Origin of the sequence: Rhodococcus sp. H-CA8f, from assembly GCF_002501585.1 — a bacterium.
Classification (GTDB): domain Bacteria; phylum Actinomycetota; class Actinomycetes; order Mycobacteriales; family Mycobacteriaceae; genus Rhodococcus_F; species Rhodococcus_F erythropolis.
In genome coordinates this window covers 4,165,314-4,188,132 of sequence record NZ_CP023720.1, presented here as the reverse complement: position 1 = coordinate 4,188,132, position 22,819 = coordinate 4,165,314, and the positions used below count along the sequence as shown (strand labels likewise).

The window sequence follows — 22,819 nt, the reverse complement described above, 5'->3', positions numbered from 1 at the left end:
TGACGTACCTCGCGCTCACTCGGCCGAGGAGCGGGCTGAGTCCATGCATGCGCAGAAGCGCTGGCTGCGGCGATTAGACTGCACCTGTGGCAGATATCGAGCAGCAGAGACCAGTTCTTGTCGTCGACTTCGGAGCGCAGTACGCGCAGTTGATCGCACGGCGAGTTCGCGAAGCCAAGGTCTACTCGGAGGTGATTCCGCACACCACGACCGTCGAGGAGATCGTGGCCAAGAACCCCTTGGCTGTTGTGCTCTCGGGTGGGCCCTCGAGTGTCTACGCAGACGGTGCTCCCAAGCTCGATCCCGCACTTTTTGATCACGACATCCCGGTTTTCGGAATCTGCTACGGATTCCAGGCAATGGCAGGCGCCCTCGGCGGCACCGTTGCCGAGACCGGCACCCGCGAATACGGTCGTACCGACATCGCGGTATCCGGTGGGTTGCTGCACGACGGACTTCCCGCGACGCAGCCGGTGTGGATGAGCCACGGTGACGCCGTCACCGAAGCGCCTTCCGGCTTCGAGGTGACCGCGACCAGCGATGGCGCTCCCGTCGCAGCGTTCGAGGACCGCGCTCGCAAGCTCGCCGGCGTGCAGTACCACCCCGAGGTTCTGCATTCCCCACACGGTCAGCAGGTCCTGAGCCGCTTCCTGCACGAGATCGCCGGTATTCCGGCAGCGTGGACGGCGTCCAACATCGCCGATGCGCTGATCGAGCAGGTTCGCGAGCAGGTCGGCGACGGACACGCCATCTGCGGTCTTTCCGGTGGTGTCGACTCGGCTGTCGCTGCGGCTTTGGTTCAGCGGGCAATCGGCGACCGGTTGACGTGTGTCTTCGTCGATCACGGTTTGATGCGAGCCGGTGAGCGCACGCAGGTCGAGCAGGACTTCGTCGCGGCAACCGGTGCGCGTCTGATCACCGTGGATGCTGCGGACACCTTCATCGGTGAGCTGGCTGGGGTCACCGATCCCGAGACCAAGCGCAAGATCATCGGCCGTGAGTTCATCCGCAGCTTCGAAGGCGCAGTCAGTGATGTTCTGGGCGAGAACGCATCTCACGGTGCAACCGTCGACTTCCTCGTGCAGGGCACCCTGTACCCGGATGTCGTGGAGTCCGGCGGCGGCACGGGAACTGCAAACATCAAGAGCCATCACAATGTCGGCGGGCTGCCGGAAGATCTGCAGTTCAAGTTGGTCGAACCGCTGCGTCTGCTGTTCAAGGACGAGGTCCGTGCAGTGGGCCGCGAACTCGGTCTGCCGGAAGAGATCGTCGGACGCCAGCCGTTCCCCGGTCCCGGACTCGGTATCCGCATCATCGGTGAGGTCACCCGCGATCGCCTCGAGATCCTGCGTCATGCAGATTCCATTGCGCGCGAAGAGCTTACGTCTGCAGGCTTGGACGGAACGATTTGGCAGTGCCCGGTGGTTCTCCTCGCCGACGTCCGCAGCGTGGGCGTGCAGGGTGACGGCCGGACGTACGGTCATCCGATCGTGCTGCGTCCGGTCTCGAGTGAAGACGCGATGACCGCAGACTGGACGCGTCTGCCGTACGAGACCCTCGAGCGCATCTCGACTCGAATCACCAACGAGGTTGCGGACGTGAACCGCGTAGTCCTCGACGTGACGAGCAAGCCGCCGGGAACTATTGAGTGGGAGTAAAAACAACTGTGCGCCATTATTAACCCCCCGCGGTTAATAAAGGCGCACAGCAGTTTTACTTGCGGTTGCGCCGATTCGGCAGAATCACCAGCAGTAGTCCTGCCACGACGGCGGCACCGACGAACAGCCAACGGAATTGAATGTTCGCTGCCGGCGCCAGAGAGAACGGCCCGACCAACGCCCACACGCTGACCAGTAGTGCGGCCAGTCCTGCGATCAGCAGAAGTGCCGAGGGGCGCTTGGATTCTCGGGTCTCGTCCTGGTCTGTAGTCTCGTCGTACTCGCTCATGATTGCGTCACCTTCAGGCTGCCGAACGTGGCTTTGGCGTTGATGGTCAGGGTGGGAGAGTCCGGTGTCACATCACGGCCCGGGTGTATTCCGCCGTCGAGGCAACCTGATCCGTCACCCATGACGACGGTGCAGCTGTTCTTGACGTTGACGGTTGGTGGCACCATGACGGTGAACTCGCCGAACGACGCCGCGACGTCGATGGTCTTGTCCTCGGTGAACTTGACCCCGTTGAGGTCGAGAGTGAAGCTTCCGAAGGCTCCTGAATACGACGGCTCCAGCTCGGAAGCTGTTGCCGGAGTCCATCTTTGCTCACCCGAGGCGTCGAACTCGATCGGGTAGACCAGCGAGGCGAGAAGCACGAAACCCACGAGTGGTCCGGTGACGACCAGCAGGCCGTACCCCTTGCGGAAGAATGCCCCGAGGATCAGGCCGAGTGCGATGACGGCGAGTCCGACTGCACCGACTCGGCCGGGAGTGAACCACTCGTTGCCGGTTGCGGCGCCCGCTGCCCCGGTGACGGCGGCGACGATGATTGCGAGTCCGAGGACCGTCAGCGTCCAACGCGAGCGACGCTTACGTGGCGGCAACGGGAGCAGCGGTGTGGCCTTGGCTGCCGGATCCGGAAGATCCCAGGCGAACGGAGCGACACCGAGCGGATCCCAGGACGGCGGCGTGATGGCGGCCTCACCGATCACCTCGGTCGGATTGGTGCTGACCGAAGCGCTCGGGTCCTTCGACAGGTTGATCGTCGGATGAGCGGCCTGAGATTGTGGTGACTGCTGCGGCTGGTCGGCCGGTCGTTCCTCGGGCACATAGCTGTCGGGGAGTTTGGTGTACGGCGTGTACACGGGAGGCTGATTGGGCGCGAAGTATCCGGGGGTGAACGGCCCAGGCGTGAATCCGGTGCCTGGATACGCGGTACCTGCGCCGACATAAGGCGACGTGTTCTGCGGCGGTGCTGGCGGGATGGGCGCTCGTTGGTAGAGCAGCCACAGGCCACCGACCATCAGGATCAGCCCGATCAGTCCGGAACCACCCAGACCGACGCCGACGGGGCCGACAGTCGTAGCCGCGATGGCGAGGGCCACCAGCAAGACGATGGTCTTGGTACTGGAATCGGAACTGTGTCCGCGGCCCATCAACGACTGCGCGGGGGACGATCCGTCACCGGCACGAGCAAGTACCAACCAGCCGGCGAGGTAGAGAAGGATGCCTGAGCCACCGAAAATGGTGGACGCGACAAACGCCACGCGTACGAGAACGGGGTCGATGCCGTACCGGTATCCGATTCCGGCGCATACCCCAGCCACGTGACCTTGTGCCGGCAGACGCACGGGGCGGGTCCGCCACAGATCCTGGATCTGTTCTTGGAAAGTCGGATTGTTCATGAATCAATCCTGGCTTCCGAGGCAGCCTCCGCGCATCAGGGCCAACCCTGATCTTTGTGGTGATCGCGGGTGAGGGTGGCGGACTGATTCAGGGTTGGACCCTGATGTGTGTCCGCGTGGTTCGTGCCAGTATCGACTATGTGCAATATCTGTCAGATCCGCCGTTCGTGAGCGGTCCCGCTCCCGGGTTTGCGGGAGGCCCGCCCGTCAACGGGGTACCGGTGCATCCCGTACCCATGAAGAAGGGCGTGCCCATTCCGGGTGCCGTGCCACTGCGAAAGCTGGAGCGGCGCTCCGGCGGTCGCATCGTCGCCGGAGTTGCGGGCGGTATCGCCGATCATCTCGGTATCGACGTCCTGAAAGTGCGCGTCGCCTTCACGATTCTTGCGGCGATGGCCGGATCCGGCATCGTCATTTACGGCGCCCTGTGGATCTTCACCTCCGCCGGCACGGACACGCAGAAGCCGTCCGCGGCCGAGCGGCAGCGGGCGTACGGCTTGATCGCACTCGGATTGGGCGGCGCAGCCGCGTTGTCCTGGTTGTTCAGCGGCACGGCGGGTTCGGTGCTCGCGCCGTTCTTCGTCGTCGCGATCGGTGCAGCCTTGGTGTGGCGCGAGTTCGACTCCGACGGTCCCCGTACTGTCATCGGCTTGCCGCAGCGGCCTACCGTTCTGACGTGGGCGCGGGTGGTCGGGGGAGCCACCTTGATCATCTTGGGTCTTGGCGTTGTCGTCCTTGCTCAGGTCGACCTCGAAGCACTGCGCTCGTCTCTCTTGGCGGTGGTCGTGACGCTGATCGGTGTCGGTTTGTTGACGGTGCCGCTGTGGCTGCGGATGTGGCGTGCTCTCGGCGCCGAGCGTGCGGCCCGAATTCGCAACGACGAACGTGAAGAGATTGCGTCGCATCTACACGACTCCGTCCTTCAGACGTTGGCTCTGATTCAGAAGCAGTCCGACAACCCACAAGAGGTGGCGCGCCTGGCCCGCGGTCAGGAACGCGAGCTGCGCAAGTGGTTGTTCAGCGGCGGCGACATCGACCACACGAGCCTGACGGAAGGCCTGAAGATCATCGCCGGTGAAGTGGAAGACCAGCACGGTGTCACGGTCCGTCCCGTCACTGTCGGCGACGTACAACTCGAAGGCGAAGGCGTCGAGAACGGCCTGCCCAAGGAAGCGTTCACCGCGCTCCTCGGTGCGACGCGTGAAGCTCTCGTGAACTCGGCAAAGCACTCGGGGGAGAAGGAAATCAATCTGTTCGCCGAGGTCGAGGGTGATCAGGTCAGTGTGTTCGTTCGTGATCGCGGCGTCGGATTCGACGTCGACGCGGTGCCGGAGGATCGCCAGGGGCTGGCCAAGTCGATTCGTGGTCGAATCGAGCGGCGCGGTGGCCGCGTCGTGGTTCGATCCGACATCGGAAAGGGCACCGAGATCCGCGTGCACATGCCGCTCGGTGACTCTGCTCTAAAGTGGGACCAGACTGCTGACCGTGTCGACAACCCCGAGGAACAGCCCCAGTGACTTCGCTTGCGCCGCCCCCGTACCGCGTATTTCTTGTCGACGATCATGCAGTGTTCCGCTCCGGGGTGAGGGCCGAGCTCTCGCGCGAGACGGATATGGATGTCGTCGGTGAGGCCGGCGGCGTCGCGGAGGCAATCGCCGGTATCAACTCGACGAAGCCGCATGTCGTTCTGCTCGATGTCCACATGCCCGACGGTGGTGGAGTGGCAGTTCTGCGTGGAATCGATTCGGGCCCGGTGTGCCTGGCGCTCAGCGTTTCCGATGCCGCCGAAGACGTGATCGCGGTGATCCGCGGCGGTGCGCGCGGGTATGTGACCAAGACGATCTCGGGATCCGAACTTGCCGAGGGCGTACGACGCGTTGCCGGTGGTGACGCGGTGTTCGGGCCGCGCCTGGCAGGTTTCGTGTTGGACTCCTTCACCGGACGCTCCAATGCACCCGAGCCACAACTCGATCCGGAACTCGACTCGCTCACTCCGCGAGAACTCGAAGTGCTCAGATTGCTGGCACGTGGGTACACCTACCGTGAAATTGCCGAGGACCTGGTGATTTCCGTGAAGACCGTCGAGACTCACGCATCGAACGTTCTGCGAAAGACTCAGCAGTCCAATCGCAATGCGCTGACACGTTGGGCACATCGCCGACAGATCGACTGAATTTCCGCGCACCCTTTCGCGATTGCGAGTGAAGGCGCACCATGGACCGATGACGGAACCACTGGCGCTCGCGTCGAGACGTGGGCGTTGGGTTGTCGCCGCCACCGTTCTCGGCTCGAGCATGGCTCTCCTCGACGGCACCGTCGTCAACATTGCTCTGCCGCAAATCGGCGAGGACTTGAATTCCGGTGTCGCCGGGCTGCAGTGGACTCTGAGTGGATACACCTTGGCATTGGCGTCGCTGATACTGCTCGGGGGAGCCCTCGGCGATCGTTGGGGTCGGCGGCGGGTATTCGTGTGGGGGACGGTCTGGTTCGCGGTCGCGTCGTTGCTGTGCGGAATTGCACCTGACATCACGTTTCTGGTGATTGCGCGGATCCTGCAGGGAGTGGGAGCTGCGCTCTTGACGCCTGGCAGCCTTGCCATCATTTCCGCGTCACTTCGCGAGGAGGACCGCGGTGCGGCGATCGGCTTGTGGTCGGGCTTGGGTGGTGTCGCCGGCGCTATCGGTCCGCTGTTCGGTGGTTGGCTGGTGGAAGTGGCGGGATGGCGATCGGTGTTCCTGCTCAACATTCCGTTGGCGATCGTCGTGGTGTGGGCAGCGGTGCGCCACGTGCCCGAGAGCCGCGATCCGCATCCGCCCGAGCACCTGGACGTGGTCGGATCTGCCTGCGCAGTAGTCGGTCTCGGGGCGCTGACGTACGGGCTGATCGAAGTCAACCCGATAGTCGGGCTGGTCGGGGTGCTCGCGCTGTGCCTGTTCGTTGTGGTGGAACGTCGATCGCCGAGTTCGTTGGTGCCGCCGTCCCTGTTTCGTTCGCGGATGTTCGTCGCGGCCAATCTGGTGACTCTCGCGGTCTATGCGGCGCTTGGCGGTGTGTTCTTCCTGCTCGTACTGCAATTGCAGTTGGTCGCGGGGTACTCGCCGGTGGCTGCCGGCGTCGCAACGGTACCGATCACCTTGGCATTGTTGCTGTTGTCTTCGCGCGCGGGCAGTTACGCGCAGACGCACGGACCGCGATTGCCGATGACGGTCGGACCCGCGGTGGCCGCGGTGGGGTTGGTGTTGATGACGCGGATCGGCCCGGATGCGTCGTACCTGACCGTCGTGCTGCCGGGAGTTCTGGTCTTCGGCCTCGGCCTGGCGGTGATGGTGGCGCCGTTGACCGCCGCGGTGCTCGGCTCGGTGCCGGTGGAGCAGTCCGGAATCGCGTCGGGTGTGAACAATGCCGTTGCTCGCACGAGCCAGCTTCTTGCGGTTGCGGCCTTGCCCGCTCTCGTGGGTATCGATGCCGAGAGCCTGGTCGATCCGTCGAGTTTCTCCGACGGTTTCCGGTACGCGATGTACATCTGTGTGGCGCTGCTGTTGATCGGTGCGGCGATCGCCGCGACGCTGATTCGTACTCCGGCAGTTGAGCCTGTTCAGGAAGCGGATTCGGTTGCGTGCAAGCCGCATTGTGATCTGACGGGACCTGCAGTGCAACCGAATCCGATGAGGGACTAGACGCTGATGTCGCGATCTCGGCTGGGCACCAAGGGGATTGCCGCGGCTGGAAATGCCGCGACTATCGCGAAAGCGAGCGGGTAGCCGACCGCGCCGATCAGCGCACCGACCACCGGGCCCACTGCTGACGCGGCAATGAACTGGCCGGTGTTCTGTGCGCCCAACGCCTTTCCTTGCCATTTCGGCCCGGCAGCTTCGGCGACGGATGTGAACGCCAAACCGTTGTCGGCGACGCTGACGGTTGTTGCCAGCAGCAGGATCAGGGCCGGAACGCCCCAAGGCGCTGCGTCGGCTGCTGCCATTGCCAACATGATCGCGGATGCGGAGACGGCAACCAACCTCAGCGGGCCTACTCTGCTTCCGGCGCGATCACTCCAGATGCCGACGACGATGCGGCCGAGCGCACCCACGAACTGGGAGATCCCGATCAGGAGTCCAGCGGGCGCCGCGTCCCAGCCTTGCTCGCTGATCAGCCAGACCAGACCGAACGTCGAGAGGGTGAACTGCGGAAACACCAGCAGTGCCGAGACGACGTGAATGCGCCAGAGGAACCAGTTCGAGCGATAAGGGTTGATCGTCTCGACCGGGATATCTGTGGGCCGTGCCGCCGGGCGCGGGGGATTGACCAATGCGACGGCACAGATCAGGGCGAGGACGCCGTTGAGCGCCACCGACAGTCCGACGGCCGAGCCGATTCCTACGTTCGCGGCGAGAGTCGGGATGGTCAACGACGCAATGGTCACGCCCAGTGGCTGTGACATCTGCCTGATGCCCATCGCAAGGCCGCGCCGATCCTTGGGAAACCAGCCGACCACAACACGCCCACTGGCGGCGTTGGTGCTCGCCGCAGCCATTCCGCCCAGTAGAAATGCGATCCCGAGGAGGGCGTAGTTGTCGGTGGTGGTCGCGGCGAGCGCGGCGATCGCCGTCAGCGCGAGCCCGATGGAGATGACCCATTTCTCACCGAATCTGTCGGCCATCGCTCCCCACGCCACCAAGGTGAGAACCATGCCGAAAGTGGGTGCAGCGGCCAGGGTTCCGGCTTGAGTCAACGAGAGACCGTGCTCGGAATGCAGCAGCGGGATCAAAAAGGCGGGGGTGCTGACGAAGACGGTGCCTGCGGCCTGGGCTGCGACGCCGATTCCGAGCATCGTCCACGCCTTCGGGGAGACGGCCGTCTTTTCCAACCGCGACGCCTGCGTCATGGTGCCCTCCGATTTCTACGCTGTTCGACGATGCCGACGCTACTCGCGTAGTTTCACATGTTGAAACCAGAATCCCATTATTTGGTCAAACGTGGGGGGCCTAGGGTGAGAAGTGCCCACCCCTTTTCGAGCGAACGGTACGACGATCGCCTTGGGTGCGCCGAAAGGTACGTTCGCTCGGGAAGGGGTCAGCGATGGGGCAGGCGAACCGTGAAGATCGTGCGCCCGTCCACCTGGTCGACGCCGATGGTGCCGCCGTGCAAGTGCACGTTTTCGACGGCGAGGGAGAGCCCGAGTCCGCTGCCTTCGCTGCGTCCGCGCGCGGTGTCGACCTTGTAGAACCGCCGAAAAATCGCCTGCCGGTCTTCGGGTGAGATGCCGGGGCCGTGGTCGACGACGGTGATGACGGAGAAACCGGGTTCTGCGCTCAACTCGACGCGAACCGGAGGCGCTCCGTGGCGCAGTGCGTTGCCGACGAGGTTGGCGACGACTATGTCGATTCGACGCGAATCCACTCTGGTGCTGACGTTTTCGGGTGCACGGAGTTCGACGGTTTCTGTCCAACCTCGGCTCTCGAGTGTGCGCTCGGTCAATTCGACGAGGTCGACGTCGTCGAGGACGAGACGCGCCTGTTGTGAGTCGTGGCGCGACATTTCGATCAGATCTTCGACAAGTCGAGTGAGCTTGCCGATCTCACTGCTCACGATGCGCGCTGCAGCGGCGGCGTCTGGCGGAAGATTGGGGATCTCTTCGCGGAGGATTTCGCTGACCGGAACCAATGCCGCCAGCGGCGTTCGAAGCTCGTGGGAGACGTCGGCGACAAATCTTCTCGACTGCTCTTCCGATTCTTCCAGACCTCGGATGACCGCTTCGTTGCGAGCGACCATGTTGTTGAATGTTGTTGTGACCTGGGCAAGTTCGGCTACTCCATCCTCGGGGAGCCGGACGCTCAGGTCGCCGTCGGCGGCGCGGGCGGCGGCCTCGTCCAGGCGTTTGAGCGGACGGACCAGCGTCGACGCGATCCAGAGTCCGAGCAGACCGCTCACCAGCACACCCGCCGCGAGGGTGAGACCGACAGCTCGAAGCAGGTCGTCGAACTTGTCCTGCACCCCTACCAGCGGCCGGATGGTGACGGCTTTGACCAGTGTCTCGTTGTCGTAGCCGTCGTCTGCAGTCATGTCCACGACATTGACCGACATTCCCAACATGATGCGCTGGGAGTCGAGTCTCTCGAAGCGGATCAGTTTGGGACTGTCCAAACCCTCTTCGAAGCTGGGTGGGATTGTTGCCGCATCCACTGATCCTTGACGGATGACTTCGCCGTCGACGATCAGAGTCATGTCGGACTGGAAGATCTGGTCGAGGGTGTCAGGTGTCAACCCGTCTACCGGCGGTCCGTTGCTGTACTGCAGTTCGTCGCGAAATTGTGCCGTTGCCACGTCCTGAGCGTTGGAATAGATCCACGACCGCGCCATGAACGAGACGACACCTGCGGTTGCTCCGGCGATGATCACGACGATTGCGATGAACACGAGCACGAGCCTGGTCCGAAGACCGTCGACCCGAAGCCAGGTCGGTCTCATCGGGCCGGGCTGGTGTTGAAGCGATACCCGAACCCGCGCACCGTTTCGATCACGGTCGGTGTGGCTGGGTCGTCCTCGATCTTTCCGCGCAGCCGCTGCACTGCTGCATCGACGATTCGTGAGTCGCCCAGGTATTCCTGGTCCCAGGCTGCGGACAACAACTGCCTGCGGCTGAGAACCTGTCCGGGGTTTTCGGTCAGCGCCAGTATCAGTCGGAGTTCGGTCGGAGTCAGGGTCAGCAGCGTCCCGGCCTTGCGTACCTGCAATGACGACCGATCCAATTCCAGGTCGCCGAACTTCTCTGCGCCCGGCGCCACATCTGAACGCGATGTTGCGGGGGCCGAGCGCCGCACGACGGCTTTGATCCGAGCATCGAGGACACGCGGACTGGCCGGTTTGACGACGTAGTCGTCGGCACCGGCCTCGAGGCCGGCAACAGTGTCGATGTCGTCGGATCTGGCGGTCAAGATGATGATCGGGATCGAACTGCGCGTACGGATGCGTCGACAGATCTCGTAACCGTCGGCTCCTGGCAGTCCGAGGTCGAGGAGGACGAGGTCGGTGGAGCCGAGGACGTCGTCGAAATCGCCGTTACCGTTGGGGCGATGGCTGACGTTGTGCCCGAGTCGGTTCAGTCCCAACGTGATTGCCTCGGCCACCGCTGGATCGTCTTCTATGAAAAGAATGCTCACCATGAGCTCACCTTGGACTCGCCATGATCAGGGGCCTTCTGCGGTCGGAGGAATCTCGGTCAGCCAAGGGTACAGGGGTCACACTTTCGAGAGCCGTTCGTTGCCTGAGTCCGCCAGTACTGCGTGCCGTGCGACGCTGGTGTTCAACGGAAATGCCGACACGGCGAGGGTGTAGCAGCCGACGAGCAGTAGCGCACCGATCACGTCACTCGGCCGGTGCCATTGCAACACGACTACCGAGATCGCGGTCCCGATGGTGATCAGCGCGCCGTTGACTGCAACGACTGCCCGCCACCTCGAGGGTGTGACGAGCACGATCGCGCAGACCAGAGCAGCGATGGCCGTCAGCGTGCCGCTGGGGAAGGAATTGTGCATCACCAGGCCGTTCAGGTCCGGTCGATCCAACGATTGTTTGAGAACCCAGGCCGTCGTGATGGGACCGAGGGTCACGACGACGACGCGTAGGGCCAGCGCAATCGGGTTGTTGCGCAATGTGATCATGAGTGCCACGAGCACTCCTCCCACTATCAGTATCGGAGTGACGAGGCCGATGAACTCGGTGGAGAACACACTGAGTCCTTCGGAGGTGGCCGCGCCCACCATGAGTTGTTGGTCGACGATCTGACCACCAGTCGTGTTGACTGCCAGTTCGAATTCGACGACTCCGAGGATCAGGAGTGCCAGTGCGGCAATCAGTCTCGCGGGTTTGACTCGAGTCATGATCAGCCTTCCGCTCTCTCGTCCGAAGGGTTGCTCAGTTGGGGCGGGCATTCCCCGCCGGGAGTGGTTGCCAATTCGAAATGCCACATCTCGTTGGCATAGGTCTGACAGAGGCCGTAATCATTGCCGTGCTGGATGAGCCAGTCGTCGGCATCGGTCGGTCCGATGTCGACGGCTTGTCCGCTGACATGCTTCGACAGACTCGGGGAGTGCACCCATTTGGACGCTTCGTTCATGCTGCCGTACTTGACGACGGCTTCGTCGAACAGTCGCTGTTGGTATGCGGCGGACCGCCAACCCGAGGTGACGTGCATGTTCACTCCGGAGGCCTGTGCGTCGGCCGCTGCCGACTGCAGCGCCGCGAGCAGTGCGGAATCGAGACGGGCGAGTGCAGGTACATGGGTATCCTGCACGCTGATGCCGTCCTCGATCTCGCCGCCTGCAGGTCCTGTATCAGGCTGAGTGGCAAGGTAATTACCACTCTTGGGCTTTGCTTCTTCTGTGTACGAGCATGCGCTGAGCGTGAGCGCACCGAGTACGACTGCACCGAGTGCGGCGAGGCGGATTATTCCGCGGTGGCTGGGCATACAACAGAGACTGCTCGGTCAGTGTCACCGTCAGGTGGTCGCCGTTCGTCGACGGTGTCACGGTCTGAAACAGCTCTGTAACAGGACGGAACGGGGCTGGTGAGCGCGCTTTACGCGGGGCGCGGGATCGATGCGAAAGTCGACAGTTCGAACCACGAAGGCAAGCTACGACGCAACGCCGTAGGCCCCGAAATGGTGACGTCACCTGACCGTATGGCGTCCGACCAGGTCAGGTTACCGCGCCAGATCTCGGTCATCGGTCGCAAGCCCGCAGAGACCGACACCGCAACGTCGAAACCCGGATCGATATCGCACATGTCCACCTCCCCGGAATTGATGACGAGCCACCAGTTTCGCGAATGTTCACGCACTCCGGAGAAAACGAAGTGCACCACGGTCTTTCCGTCGGGAACCACGGAGTGATCCACGCGTCGATGCATGTCCCACAGCAGCAGTTTCGGATCCAGGTCTTCATCGCCCAGCTCGCCGATCCACCTGGTACCCCAGATTCCGAGAGCTTCGACCACAGGGCGCAGTTCTCGGCCCGCGTCGGTCAATCGGTAACTGACGACGCAGTCGGTTTCTTCTCGCTCCACTATGCCTGCGATCGCGAGTTGGTGCAGCCGCGTGGAGAGCAGAGTCGGTGACATTCGCGGAAGTCCGCGTCGGAGATCGTTGAAATGGTCGCTTCCCATCATCAGTTCGCGGAGGAGAAGCAGCGTCCACCGCTCGTCGAGTAGCTCCATCGCCTTGGCGACGGGGCAGAACTGGTGGTACGAGGACCCCATCATTCGATCGTAGGCCTCTGGAGTGCTCCGGTACAGATTTCGTACTGGAGCGGAGTGAACCGTCGTCGTAGCGTCGAAGTAACGGCATGAATGTTGTCGGGCTCCGAGGTTGTTGGGCTCCGAGTACCAAAAATATTGAAGGAGAACGGTAATGAGTGAATCGACGGAAACGCTCGGGCTGGATCGTGAGCTGAAGGCCAAGCATCGGGCCATGTGGGGTCTCGGTAACTATCCGGCGGTGGCCACGCAGGTCATTGCGGAACTCGGGCCGGTACTGGTCGGCGAGTGCGGTGTGCAGAAGGGTGACCGCGTGCTGGACGTCGCGGCGGGGTCCGGCAATGCCGCCATTCCGGCGGCCGCGCTGGGTGCGCAGGTGATTGCCACTGACCTGGCTCCCGAATTGTTCGTAGCGGGTAAGGAGGCCGCTTCCCTCGCCGGAGTCGAATTGGACTGGCAGGAGGCCGATGCCGAGGCTCTTCCTTTCGGCGACAACGAGTTCGACGTGGTGCTCTCGTGCGTCGGTGTGATGTTCGCACCGCATCATCAGCGCGCCGCGGACGAACTTGTGCGAGTATGCCGACCCGGCGGAATGATCGGAGTGCTGAGTTGGACTCCGACGGGATTCATCGGCGAGATGTTCAAAACGATGAAGCCGTACGCACCGCCGCCGCCTCCTGGTTCGCAGCCGGCGCCTTTGTGGGGCGATGAGAACCATGTTCGTGATCTGCTCGGCGATGTTGCCACGAGGAAAGACGTACTTCGTGTGGACACATTCAGCGGGCCGGAAGAGTTCCGTGATTTCTTCAAGAAGAATTACGGGCCGACCATCGCGGTGTACCGGAACATCGCCGGAGATCCCGACCGAACGCAGGCGCTGGACCGCGCTCTGCTCGAGTTGGCGGAAAGGTACGGCAGCGGAAGCGAACCGTTCACGATGGAGTGGGAGTACCTGCTGGTCACCGTGACACCCGATAGGGGAGGTGCGTGATGACGACGGTCGAGTTCGCGCCACTGAAATCGGCGATCACAGGTTCTGTGTTCGGCCCCCGAGATCCGGAGTACGACGACGCCAGATCGATCTGGAACGGGCAGATCGATCATCGTCCGGCGGTGATCGCCAGGTGCCGGTCGGCGTCGGATGTGGCTGTGGCACTTGCATTTGCCAGAGCCCATTCGTTGGAGGTTTCGGTCAGAGGTGGCGGGCATTCCTACCGAGGCACATCGGTGTGTGAAGGCGGAGTGATGATCGATCTCAGTGCGATCAACGTAGTCAGCGTCGCCCCGTCAGCGAAGCGAGCCAGGGTCGGTGGTGGTGCGACGATCGCCGACCTCGACAAGGCGACGCAGGAACACGGGTTGGCGGTGACCGGCGGAGTGATCAGTGATACCGGCGTCGGTGGCCTGACACTCGGTGGTGGCATGGGGTGGTTGACCCGCACGCTCGGCCTGGCGATCGACAATCTGGTGTCGGCAGAGGTGGTGCTCGCCGACGGTTCGATCGTTCGAGCCTCCGAGAACGATCACAGCGACTTGTTCTGGGCACTGCGCGGTGGCGGCGGAAATTTCGGAGTGGTCACCGAGTTCGAGTACCGTCTGAGCGAGATCGGTCCGGAAGTGCATCTGGGACTGTTCTTCTGGGGGATGGAGGACGGACCCGCAGCGCTTCGTCTGTGCCGCGAGGTAGTGCCTGCCCTGCCGAGAAATGCGGGTGCGATGGTTGCCGTCAGTTTGTCCGCGCCGCCGGCGCCGTTTGTCCCGGATCAATTTCACCTACTGCCCGGATACGCGTTGCTGGTAGCCGGTTTCGGATCGGAAGTAGAACACTCGAACGCGATTGCGCCGATTCGAGAGGGCTTGCCGACGCTTTTCGAGTTCGTCACTCCGATCCCGTACGTCGGCTTGCAGTCGATGCTCGACGAATCGGAACCGTGGGGTGCGTACGCCTATGAGAAGGCTTTGGACCTGGTGGATTTCTCCGACGACGTGATCGATGTTCTGACCGAACAAGCGGGCAAGAAATCGTCGCCGATGTCCTTCATGCCGATCTTTCCGCTGCAGGGAGCTTTCACTTCCGTCGGCGAGGACGACACAGCGTTCGGTGGTTCTCGCACACCGCATTACGTGTGCAATATGACGGCGACGGCCACCGATGCCGGGACGCTGGAATTGGATCGATCGTGGGTGCGTGAGACCTGGGAAGCCTTGCGTCCGTTCTCGTCCAACCAAGGCGGGTACGTCAACTTCATGACCGACGTCGACGAGGACCGAGTGCGAGCTTCCTACGGCGCGGGGAAGTACGCGCGGTTGTCCGCAGTCAAGGCGAAGTACGACCCGGACAACGTGTTTCACCTCAATGCAAACATTCTGCCTGCGTGAAGCTTGTGCTCAGACCGTGAACACCAGTCAGGCGGTGAACACCAGGATGACGACGATCAGTGCGGCCAAGACGATGACGGCGACCATGCCGGTCATGGCGAGGGGAGCCCACGCGACTACCTTGTCGCGGGTGCTGGCATCGGCGGGTCCGGTCGGCATCCGCGGCGGCCAGGAGAACATGTCCATCGGACTGGGAACGTTTCGCAGTGGCGTGTTCTGTTGCACTGCAGGAAGTCCGGTGACCGTGGAGCCGGTCAGGCGATTGCGGCGGTGTGGGTCGGCGAGTTGTGTGGTGCGGTGAGCCCACGCCGGCACGGCGCCTTCGGACGAGTAGACGGGAGCGTCGATCAACTGATCGATCGTGCCGCCGCCGGTCGCGGCTGCGGCGAGCGCGTCGCGTGCCTGAGCCATCGTCGGCCGACGGGTCGGGTCCGGCTCGAGGAGCTGAAGGAGAACATCGGTGAGCGGTCCAGACTTGGTGGGTCGGTAGATCTCGGCCTTGGCGACACGATGCAGTAGGGCGATGGCGTCCGAGTCGATGCCGAAGGGCGGTTGGCCCTCGATCACCGTGTAGAGCGTCGACCCGAGTGAGAAGACGTCGCTGGCCTCGGTGGGGTCGTCGCCGCGGGCAACTTCGGGTGCGAAGTACGCGGGAGTGCCGGTGATGACCTCGTCCTGGGTGTCGGACACGTCGCTCTTTGCGCGGGCGATGCCGAAGTCGCTGATCTTGACGGTGCCGAGGGACTTGCCTCGGTCGGCGATCAGGATGTTGCCGGGTTTGATGTCGCGGTGGACGATGCCGGCGGCGTGCGCTTCGGTGAGTGCCGCAGCGATCTGTGCGCCGATCTGCGCGACTTCGAGTGGTGGCAACGTGTCCGCCAGGTTCATGGCCTGGGCGAGGCTGCGGGCCGGGAAGTACTCCATGACCAGCCAGGGTTCGCCGGACTCGATCGCGACGTCGTACATGGCGATGGAGTGGGGATGGGTGAGCTTTGCGGCGTTCCTGCCCTCGCGCAATGTACGTTCGCGGACCTCTTCGGCCGTTTCGGTGTCGAGGCCTTCCGTACTTGTGACCTGTTTCACCGCGACATCGCGGCTGAGGAGGGTGTCGCGGGCCAGCCAGACGGCGCCCATCCCTCCGTCGCCGATCTTGGAGCGGAGTCGGTACCGCCCCGCCAGCAGGTATTCGGGCCCGATGCCCCTCCCGGTCTGCTCTTGAGCTGTCACATCTCAAGGTTAATGGATTGATGCCACTGTGACGCTCGAGGCTCCTGTGAACTGGGTTTTTGGCTCTGCTTGACGTGTCGGGGGTGACACGGTTTACTGAAAACAGTTCGAAAATATGTTCGAAATTGCTGTTCGTTGGATGCATGTCAGACCCGACTTCCCCGCGGTTTGCCGGCTGGTTATGGATTGCTGCCGAGTGAGTTTTTCCGGTGTTCCGGAGGATGGGGATGACCGAGGTGACCGAGTTGGTAGAGCTGTCGGCAGATGCGGCGGGGTTGTCCCGTCAGGATCGGCTGGCACAGCTCCGCCGACAGATCGCGTCCATTCCCTCGCGAGGCGATACGTCGTTTTCGGGACCGAGTGTTTCCGGGCCCGGTGTTTCTGTGGCCGGTGTTCCTGTGGCTGGTGTTTCCGGGACAAGTGCAGCGGCCTCCGAGAGTGTTGCCGACCGGGACAGGCCGGTCGTGGACCGTGCGCACAAAGCCGGTGTCCTCCCGGTGCCGGAGGGTATCGCCGCATTGTTACCGCAGGGCGGTTTGGTGCGGGGAACCGTGGTGTCCGTCGAGGGTGCAGCGTCCTTGCTTTTGGGATTGGTCGCGTCGGTGACGGCGTCCGGAGGGCATGTTGCAGTCATCGGGCAGCCTCGACTGGGATTGCTGGCGGCGTACGAGATGGGTGCGCAACTGGAACGTCTGGCACTCATTCCGGCGCCTGGGCCGGATCCGGTCGAGATCGCCGCCGTGCTGCTCGACGGTATGGATCTGGTGATTCTGGGATTGGCGGGTGCGTCGGTATCCCCGTCGCGTGCTCGGGCGGTGGTCGCACGTGCTCGGAGCAAGGGCTCGACTCTTGTTGTCACCGAAGGTCACTGGGACGGAGCCGAGGTTCGGTTGGACGCTCGGGTTCATGGCTATGGTGGGTTCGGTCAGGGTCGGGAGTTGGGGCGTGGACGGCTCAGTTCCCTGAGCCTCGCGGTTCGTGCTCGGGGGCGCTCGTTCCAGCCCCGGACCACGCGTCTGGACATCTGCAGTGCAGCCGGGCGGGTCGAGTGGGTACCTTCTCGGCCGGTTGAGGATGTGTCGTCGCAGGTGGTGTCGGAGCAGGTGATGCCGGAGCAGGTGGTGTCGTCGCAGGTGGTGTCACTGTGAGCAGAGTTCTGGCGTTGTGGTGCCCGGACTGGCCGGCGGTGGCAGCGGCAGCGCTTGCCGATCTTCCGGCCACACATCCCGTCGCGGTCACCTCGGGTAATCGGGTGATCGCATGTTCGGCGACGGCTCGTGCGGAGGGAGTGCGACGAGGCCTGCGCCGACGCGAGTCGCAGGCTCGCTGCCCGGAACTGTATGTGGCGATGGCAGATCCGGAACGCGATGCAAGATTGTTCGAGCCGGTGGCCGCGGCCATCGACGCGGTGGCACCGGGCGTCGAGGTACTCCGTCCTGGTTTGTTGGTGCTCAGCGCGCGTGGTGTCAGTCGGTACTTCGGTTCTGAGGAAGCTGCGGCGGAACGATTGGTGGATCAGGCATCTGCTGCGGGTGTCGAGAGTCAGGTGGGGGTGGCAGATCAGCTGTCCACGGCGGTCATTGCCGCGCGCCGGGCAGCGCTGGTGCCGCCGGGGGAGGGAGCACGGTTTCTGGCGCCGCTACCCATGCCGGAGTTGGCTGCCGAGCCCAGCCTGTCTGCACCGCATCGCGGGGAGTTGGTGGATCTGCTGCGCAGGCTCGGGATCAGAACCATCGGTGCTTTTGCGGATCTGCCGGCAGTGGACGTCGCTTCGCGTTTCGGTGCCGATGCGGTGCTCGCGCATCGTGCGGCGCGCGGTGAACCCGAACGGCCACCGTCGGCGCGGACACTTCCGCCGGACCTGGAGGTGGAGCAGCATTACGATCCGTCGATCGAGCGGGTGGATGCCGCAGCGTTTGCCGGGCGCGCCTTGGCGAGTCTCCTGCACGACAAGTTGTCTGCTGCCGCGGTGGCGTGCACCCGTCTGTCGATTTCGGCCAGCACGGGTAACGGTGAAAATCTTTCTCGGACTTGGCGTTGCGCCGAACCTCTGACGCCGGAGGGGACGGCCGATCGAGTGCGATGGCAACTGGATGGCTGGCTCACCGGGCGCAGTGAGACCCGGCCAACCGCAGGCATAGCCGTGTTGCGTCTGGAACCGGTGGAGGTGGTCAGTGCCGGCGCTTTGCAGTTGGGGCTGTGGGGCGGTGTCGGCGACGAGGAGGAGCGAGCCAGGCGAGCATTGGTGCGCGTGCAGGGTCTTCTGGGTGGCGAATCGGTTCAGGTCGGTGTCCTGAGCGGAGGTCGAGGGCCCTTGGAGCGAATTACCTTGTTGCCCTTGGGTGACGAGCGGGTAGCTACCCATGATCCGACAGCCCCGTGGCCGGGCCGTCTGCCACAGCCGTCTCCGGGGTCGATCTTCGTCGACAATCCCAAGGTGTGGCTGGGGGATGTGGCCGGCAACGCCGTGTACGTCACTGAGCGCGGTGTCTTCAGTTCGCAGCCGGGAAGGCTGAAGTGGGGGAGCAAGGAATGGGCAGTGCAGGGGTGGGCCGGGCCCTGGCCGGTTGACGAGCGATGGTGGGACGCTGCCTCGGCACGCACGGCGGCGCGGGCTCAGGTTCTGTTGGAGGAATCGCGTGCGCTGCTGATGATCTGTGAAGGCGGTGGATGGTCGGTGGAGGGTGTGTACGAATGAGCTCGCAGGTATAGCCAGCTGTACCCGCCTGGTCGAGTCGACTGTACGAACAGTAGGGGCGTTGGCACCATCGTCATGCCGTCGCTCGGCTCCTAGCGTTGATGACATTCAAAAAGTAACCGTTGCAATGATTCTCACCGTTGCAACTCTTTACGAGGAGTGTCATGGCAACGGCGGGTCGACCTGAAGTTTCCGGAACCGATCGACTTCACTACGAGCAGACGGAGCTGCACGACGCACAACTTCTGGCGTACGACGAGTCTGGCGAAGGCCGGATCGTGGAGGTGTTCGGCGATGTCGCCACAGCCGAGCACATCGTCATCTTCGTGCCGGGCAACGACAACGGATTGGGAAACTACTTCGACGAGAACCGTCCGACAGGACCACGAGCGAGCGGATGGACACTGGGAAGAATGCTCCGAACGCTCGGACGGAACGACCACGTCGCGGTGATCGTGTGGGTCGGCTATCGGACGCCGTGGGGATTTCTCGAGTCGTTCTCGCGGACACTCGCAGAACGCGGTGCGATCGATCTGGCGCGATTGACACGCATCCTGCCGCATTCGGCGCATGTGACGCTCGTCGGACACAGCTACGGGGCCGTGGTGTGCGGACTCGCCCTCCCGTCGGCGCGAGTAGACGATTGTGTGGTGCTCGGTAGCCCGGGGATGGGGACCAGTTCTCGCGAGGACCTGTGCTTTGCCGGAAATCTCTGGGCCGCGCTGGGGCCGTCGGACTGGATTCGGTATTTCCCACGCGTGAAGATCGGTCGCCTCGGGCACGGCCCGTCTCCAGTTCGGGCGCAGCACGGAGCTGTTGTTTTCGACACCGGTGCCATTCGAGGGCATTGTGGATACTTCGCCGATGCAAGCGAGTCGCTGCGCAACATCGCGAGGATCGGGCTCGGTCGCTACGACGAGGTCACGCGGCCAGGGCAGTTGCCGCCTCGGCTGACAGCTTCAGCAATCCACGAGGACAGGTCTATCCTGGGAACTCGTGAGTGTCGCTAACGTACGAAGTGCCGGCGGGGTCCAGATCAGCTACCGCGATTCCGGCTCGCATCCCAGTGTTGCCGATCTGCCTCCGGTAGTCCTCGTGCACGGAATGGGTGGCGACAGCGGTACCTGGGACAAGTTCGCGCGGACCTTGCGATCACGCAACCGGCGAGTTGTCTCGGTCGATCTTCGCGGCCACGGCCGGAGCGCTCGGGCGTCGTCGTATCTGTTCGACGAGTTCGCCGACGACGTCATGGACGTGTGTGATCATCTCGAACTCGATCAGGTGGATCTCGTCGGCCATTCGCTCGGCGGGCACGCGGCGTCGTTGATCGCGCAGAAACGACCCACCGTGGTGCGGAAGTTGGTCATCGAGGAAGCGCCGTTGCCGCTACGCACAGGTGACGCAGAACAGGTATTCGCGAGGAAATTGCCGAGTGTGCCAGAACTGTGGCATGCAACAACAAGTCTGGTGCGGCACCCGCGAGCTGCGCTCACGTTCGATCGCTCGATGACGCGGTCCGCGCTCGAGCAGTTCCGCCGACCGGATCCGCAGTGGTGGGATCGGTTGCCGCTCATCGAAGCTGACATGTTGTTCCTGCGTGGAGGTCTGGGCGGGATGGTGGATCCCGATCGCCTCGACGCTGTTGCAGCCACCGTCGCGCGCTGCGAATTGGTCTCGTTCCGTACCGGCCACAGTGTCCATCGCGACGGCCATCGCCAATTCGAATCCGTTGTGTTGCCGTTCATTTCCTGAAAGCGCAATACTCGATCAGTTCCGGCAAGAACCCATCCGCTACGCGTGCGGCACCGAATGTACTTCCATGCATACCAACGGCAACGACTGGTCCGCACACGAATACGTCGACGCGGTAGCACGATCCGTTCACGGTGAGACCGTCCGATGGCCGCAGGGACCGAGTATGGATGCGGTGATCGTTCTGCCAGTTCATGCCCGAAACCATCCGGGGAAGAATGCGGTTCTGCTCTGGAATCACGACTTCGGTTGGTCGTGGGGTGTCGAGGAGGCTGACGTGCGAAGGACGATTTCGATTGTCGACCCTCTCGGTATCGGCCGGACACCGGATCCGCTGCGCTGCGCGGATCGAGTCATCGAACTGATCAGCGCCGAGGCAGTTTGCTCGCGCATGTGTAGCGAACACTGATTCGGTCAACTCTGGGGCCACAACGCCTCCGAGAGGACGACGCCCGTGAACCCAGAGAACGTTCCTGCATCGCACTGTCATTCATTGCCGCGCCGGACGTTCCTCGGTGGCGTCGGTGCTCTTGTCCTCGCCGGAGTGGCAGACGTGGCAACCGGCGCGGCGAGCGCGGCGCCGGCGAAAGCATCGCCCGCCGATCGGTTTCCGCAGAAACCCAACATCGTTGTCATCATCACCGATCAGGAGCGCCGGCCGATGTATTGGCCGCAGGGCTGGGCTGATCAGAATCTGCCCAACCGCAAGAGGATTGCCGATCACGGGCTGACGTTCGACCAGGCAGTGTGCAATACCGCGATGTGCTCGCCCAGTCGTAGTACGTTCTTCACCGGCCTCTTTCCCGCGCAGCACGGGGTCACCAGAACCCTCACCGAAGGCGGCACTGTCTCACCCACCGAGCCACAGTTACAAGTCTCCGAGCAGAACATGGCAAAGCTGCTGGCGTCGGCCGGCTACAACGTTCAGTACCGGGGGAAGTGGCATCTGAGCAAAGGCGTCGAGGGTGGTGATCCGACAAGTGACGATGTAGCGGGATTCGGCTTCGAAGGGTGGATTCCCCCCGACGCGGGTCAGGACACCAATCCGGACCACTTCGGTGGCGGGTGCGCCGACCATGATCGCCGTGTTGCCGAGGAGGCAGTCGATTTCCTCTCCGGATCTGCGGTCGCATCCGGGCAGCCTTGGGCGCTCATCGTCTCGTTCGTGAACCCACACGACGTCCTCGCGTACCCCCAGACCTGGAATGCGATGAACGGAACGTGCGACAACTATGGATCGGACGCGCCAGGCGCCTTCGAGCAGGGGATCGACTTGCCGCCCACTTTCGACGAGATCCTGGCACTCAATCACAAACCGACAGCGCAGGTTCAGTCGGAATTGCTACTCGCAGCCGGGCTCGGGCCGCTGCTCGGGCCTGATCAGGCACGCAACTACATCAACTTCTACGCCTACATGCACAAGGTGGTCGACGAACACATCGGCAGCGTGCTCGACGCGATCGAAGCCACCCCGCAGATGCTCGACGACACCGTGATCGTACGGATGTCCGATCACGGAGAGATGGGGATGAGCCACGGAGGTTTGCGGCAGAAGGTGTTCAACGCCTACGAGGAAACGCTGCGCGTTCCACTGGTCATCAGCAACCCCCTGCTGTTTCCCGAACCCGTTCGCACAGACGCCTTGGCGTCGTTGATCGACGTGATGCCCACTCTCGCCACTCTCGCCCAAGCGCCAGCGCGTGAATCGTGGAACTTCTCGGGTACCGATCTGACACCGGTCATCATCGACGCTGCCGCCTACCCCCACGGTCCCAGCGCGCAGGTTCAGGACACGATTCTGTTCACCTACGACGATCAGAATTGTGCGACGCCCGACGGTCAGAACATCGTCACGCAGCCCAATCACATCCGCTGCATCCGGGAGAGCCGGTGGAAGTACACGATGTACTTCGATCCTGCGGGAGTTGCTGCGCCGCAATACGAACTCTACGACTTACAAGCCGACCCCTTGGAACTGAACAATCTAGCCAATCCGCTCAATATCGGCTCGTATCGGCCGGATCTGGCGGCTCAGATGAACGCCAAGCTCTTCGCAGTGATGGAGACCAAGGGCGTTTCTCTGAAGGAATAGATCGAATTTCGCCAAAACTGATTCACGTTTCAGTTCTGCGGGCATGCTGATGGGGCATCTGTCTTCGGTTCGGGAAGAAGGAAT

At 63.1% G+C, this 22,819-nt stretch carries 21 protein-coding genes; 12 read left to right on the top strand and 9 right to left on the bottom strand.

The genetic code is table 11. The annotated features are described in order from the left end of the window. The first annotated feature begins 86 nt into the window (after positions 1-86). Positions 87-1,658, top strand: coding sequence for a glutamine-hydrolyzing GMP synthase (gene guaA, locus CPI83_RS19530; RefSeq protein ID WP_019747593.1), 1,572 nt, complete (start codon positions 87-89; stop codon positions 1,656-1,658). A gap of 55 nt (positions 1,659-1,713) precedes the next feature. Here the strand turns inward: guaA and CPI83_RS19525 are convergent, their stop codons facing one another. Further along, positions 1,714-1,947 (bottom strand): hypothetical protein, encoded by a 234-nt coding sequence (locus tag CPI83_RS19525; protein WP_020906937.1) that lies wholly within the window; start codon positions 1,945-1,947, stop codon positions 1,714-1,716. After that, on the bottom strand, positions 1,944-3,338 hold the full coding sequence (locus CPI83_RS19520) for a PspC domain-containing protein (protein ID WP_097387596.1): 1,395 nt from the start codon (positions 3,336-3,338) through the stop codon (positions 1,944-1,946). Before CPI83_RS19520 ends, CPI83_RS19525 begins: the two co-directional genes overlap by 4 nt. A 236-nt stretch (positions 3,339-3,574) precedes the next feature. Between CPI83_RS19520 and CPI83_RS19515 the strand changes: the two genes are divergently transcribed. From CPI83_RS19515 to CPI83_RS19505, 3 genes are read left to right on the top strand one after another with little or no spacing between them, the layout of a single operon-like run. After that, positions 3,575-4,855, top strand: a complete 1,281-nt coding sequence (locus CPI83_RS19515; protein ID WP_037134353.1) for an ATP-binding protein — start codon at positions 3,575-3,577, stop codon at positions 4,853-4,855. Further along, the gene (locus tag CPI83_RS19510; RefSeq protein WP_020969075.1) at positions 4,852-5,511 is read left to right on the top strand and encodes a response regulator transcription factor; all 660 of its coding nucleotides are present in this window, start codon (positions 4,852-4,854) and stop codon (positions 5,509-5,511) included. Before CPI83_RS19515 ends, CPI83_RS19510 begins: the two co-directional genes overlap by 4 nt. A gap of 49 nt (positions 5,512-5,560) precedes the next feature. Beyond that, positions 5,561-7,015: an MFS transporter gene (locus CPI83_RS19505; protein ID WP_097388217.1), complete on the top strand. Its 1,455-nt coding sequence runs from the start codon at positions 5,561-5,563 to the stop codon at positions 7,013-7,015. Here the strand turns inward: CPI83_RS19505 and CPI83_RS19500 are convergent. The 6 genes from CPI83_RS19500 to CPI83_RS19475 all read right to left on the bottom strand — a co-directional run bounded on the left by CPI83_RS19500 (position 7,012) and on the right by CPI83_RS19475 (position 12,590). Next, positions 7,012-8,220, bottom strand: a complete 1,209-nt coding sequence (locus CPI83_RS19500) for an MFS transporter (protein ID WP_097387595.1) — start codon at positions 8,218-8,220, stop codon at positions 7,012-7,014. The two genes, CPI83_RS19505 and CPI83_RS19500, sit on opposite strands and share 4 nt — an antisense overlap. Before the next feature lie 188 nt (positions 8,221-8,408). Beyond that, positions 8,409-9,803 (bottom strand): HAMP domain-containing sensor histidine kinase, encoded by a 1,395-nt coding sequence (locus CPI83_RS19495; RefSeq protein WP_029254938.1) that lies wholly within the window; start codon positions 9,801-9,803, stop codon positions 8,409-8,411. Continuing rightward, on the bottom strand, positions 9,800-10,498 hold the full coding sequence (locus CPI83_RS19490) for a response regulator transcription factor (RefSeq protein ID WP_097387594.1): 699 nt from the start codon (positions 10,496-10,498) through the stop codon (positions 9,800-9,802). Before CPI83_RS19490 ends, CPI83_RS19495 begins: the two co-directional genes overlap by 4 nt. 75 nt (positions 10,499-10,573) lie before the next feature. After that, on the bottom strand, positions 10,574-11,215 hold the full coding sequence (locus CPI83_RS19485; protein ID WP_019747602.1) for a phosphatase PAP2 family protein: 642 nt from the start codon (positions 11,213-11,215) through the stop codon (positions 10,574-10,576). Between the two features lie 2 nt (positions 11,216-11,217). Beyond that, the gene (locus CPI83_RS19480; RefSeq protein WP_097387593.1) at positions 11,218-11,802 is read right to left on the bottom strand and encodes a M15 family metallopeptidase; all 585 of its coding nucleotides are present in this window, start codon (positions 11,800-11,802) and stop codon (positions 11,218-11,220) included. Between the two features lie 110 nt (positions 11,803-11,912). After that, complete coding sequence (locus CPI83_RS19475) at positions 11,913-12,590, bottom strand: helix-turn-helix domain-containing protein (RefSeq protein WP_019747604.1); 678 nt, start codon at positions 12,588-12,590, stop codon at positions 11,913-11,915. 151 nt (positions 12,591-12,741) lie between these two features. Between CPI83_RS19475 and CPI83_RS19470 the strand changes: the two genes are divergently transcribed. Both CPI83_RS19470 and CPI83_RS19465 read left to right on the top strand, forming a co-directional pair. Beyond that, a complete protein-coding gene (locus CPI83_RS19470) occupies positions 12,742-13,578 on the top strand; it encodes a class I SAM-dependent methyltransferase (RefSeq protein ID WP_097387592.1) in 837 nt (278 codons plus the stop codon). Further along, a complete protein-coding gene (locus CPI83_RS19465) occupies positions 13,575-14,966 on the top strand; it encodes an FAD-binding oxidoreductase (protein WP_029537867.1) in 1,392 nt (463 codons plus the stop codon). The genes CPI83_RS19470 and CPI83_RS19465 overlap by 4 nt, the downstream gene beginning before the upstream one ends. A 27-nt stretch (positions 14,967-14,993) precedes the next feature. Here the strand turns inward: CPI83_RS19465 and CPI83_RS19460 are convergent, their stop codons facing one another. After that, positions 14,994-16,193: a serine/threonine-protein kinase gene (locus CPI83_RS19460; RefSeq protein WP_020906948.1), complete on the bottom strand. Its 1,200-nt coding sequence runs from the start codon at positions 16,191-16,193 to the stop codon at positions 14,994-14,996. Between the two features lie 227 nt (positions 16,194-16,420). Between CPI83_RS19460 and CPI83_RS19455 the strand changes: the two genes are divergently transcribed. The 6 genes from CPI83_RS19455 (at position 16,421) to CPI83_RS19430 (ending at position 22,735) form a co-directional block, all read left to right on the top strand. Then, complete coding sequence (locus tag CPI83_RS19455; protein WP_021343602.1) at positions 16,421-17,341, top strand: hypothetical protein; 921 nt, start codon at positions 16,421-16,423, stop codon at positions 17,339-17,341. After that, positions 17,338-18,891 carry a DNA polymerase Y family protein gene (locus tag CPI83_RS19450; protein WP_029254945.1) on the top strand — a complete coding sequence of 518 codons (1,554 nt, stop codon included), beginning with the start codon at positions 17,338-17,340 and terminating at the stop codon, positions 18,889-18,891. Before CPI83_RS19455 ends, CPI83_RS19450 begins: the two co-directional genes overlap by 4 nt. A gap of 164 nt (positions 18,892-19,055) precedes the next feature. Next, the gene (locus CPI83_RS19445) at positions 19,056-19,901 is read left to right on the top strand and encodes an alpha/beta hydrolase (RefSeq protein WP_097387591.1); all 846 of its coding nucleotides are present in this window, start codon (positions 19,056-19,058) and stop codon (positions 19,899-19,901) included. Next, positions 19,888-20,643, top strand: a complete 756-nt coding sequence (locus tag CPI83_RS19440; RefSeq protein WP_020906952.1) for an alpha/beta hydrolase — start codon at positions 19,888-19,890, stop codon at positions 20,641-20,643. Before CPI83_RS19445 ends, CPI83_RS19440 begins: the two co-directional genes overlap by 14 nt. A 67-nt stretch (positions 20,644-20,710) precedes the next feature. Next, on the top strand, positions 20,711-21,052 hold the full coding sequence (locus tag CPI83_RS19435) for a DUF6292 family protein (protein WP_020906953.1): 342 nt from the start codon (positions 20,711-20,713) through the stop codon (positions 21,050-21,052). A 45-nt stretch (positions 21,053-21,097) separates the two neighbouring features. After that, a complete protein-coding gene (locus CPI83_RS19430; protein WP_019747613.1) occupies positions 21,098-22,735 on the top strand; it encodes a sulfatase-like hydrolase/transferase in 1,638 nt (545 codons plus the stop codon). The last annotated feature ends 84 nt before the right edge of the window (positions 22,736-22,819 follow it).

Coding starts and splice junctions, on each gene's coding strand:
- CPI83_RS19525 (WP_020906937.1), bottom strand. CDS start 1,947: ATGAGCGAGTACGACGAGACTACAGACCAGGACGAGACCCGAGAATCC.
- CPI83_RS19520 (WP_097387596.1), bottom strand. CDS start 3,338: ATGAACAATCCGACTTTCCAAGAACAGATCCAGGATCTGTGGCGGACC.
- CPI83_RS19515 (WP_037134353.1), top strand. CDS start 3,575: ATGAAGAAGGGCGTGCCCATTCCGGGTGCCGTGCCACTGCGAAAGCTG.
- CPI83_RS19505 (WP_097388217.1), top strand. CDS start 5,561: ATGACGGAACCACTGGCGCTCGCGTCGAGACGTGGGCGTTGGGTTGTC.
- CPI83_RS19500 (WP_097387595.1), bottom strand. CDS start 8,220: ATGACGCAGGCGTCGCGGTTGGAAAAGACGGCCGTCTCCCCGAAGGCG.
- CPI83_RS19495 (WP_029254938.1), bottom strand. CDS start 9,803: ATGAGACCGACCTGGCTTCGGGTCGACGGTCTTCGGACCAGGCTCGTG.
- CPI83_RS19490 (WP_097387594.1), bottom strand. CDS start 10,498: ATGGTGAGCATTCTTTTCATAGAAGACGATCCAGCGGTGGCCGAGGCA.
- CPI83_RS19485 (WP_019747602.1), bottom strand. CDS start 11,215: ATGACTCGAGTCAAACCCGCGAGACTGATTGCCGCACTGGCACTCCTG.
- CPI83_RS19480 (WP_097387593.1), bottom strand. CDS start 11,802: ATGCCCAGCCACCGCGGAATAATCCGCCTCGCCGCACTCGGTGCAGTC.
- CPI83_RS19475 (WP_019747604.1), bottom strand. CDS start 12,590: ATGGGGTCCTCGTACCACCAGTTCTGCCCCGTCGCCAAGGCGATGGAG.
- CPI83_RS19470 (WP_097387592.1), top strand. CDS start 12,742: ATGAGTGAATCGACGGAAACGCTCGGGCTGGATCGTGAGCTGAAGGCC.
- CPI83_RS19455 (WP_021343602.1), top strand. CDS start 16,421: ATGACCGAGGTGACCGAGTTGGTAGAGCTGTCGGCAGATGCGGCGGGG.
- CPI83_RS19445 (WP_097387591.1), top strand. CDS start 19,056: ATGGCAACGGCGGGTCGACCTGAAGTTTCCGGAACCGATCGACTTCAC.
- CPI83_RS19435 (WP_020906953.1), top strand. CDS start 20,711: ATGCATACCAACGGCAACGACTGGTCCGCACACGAATACGTCGACGCG.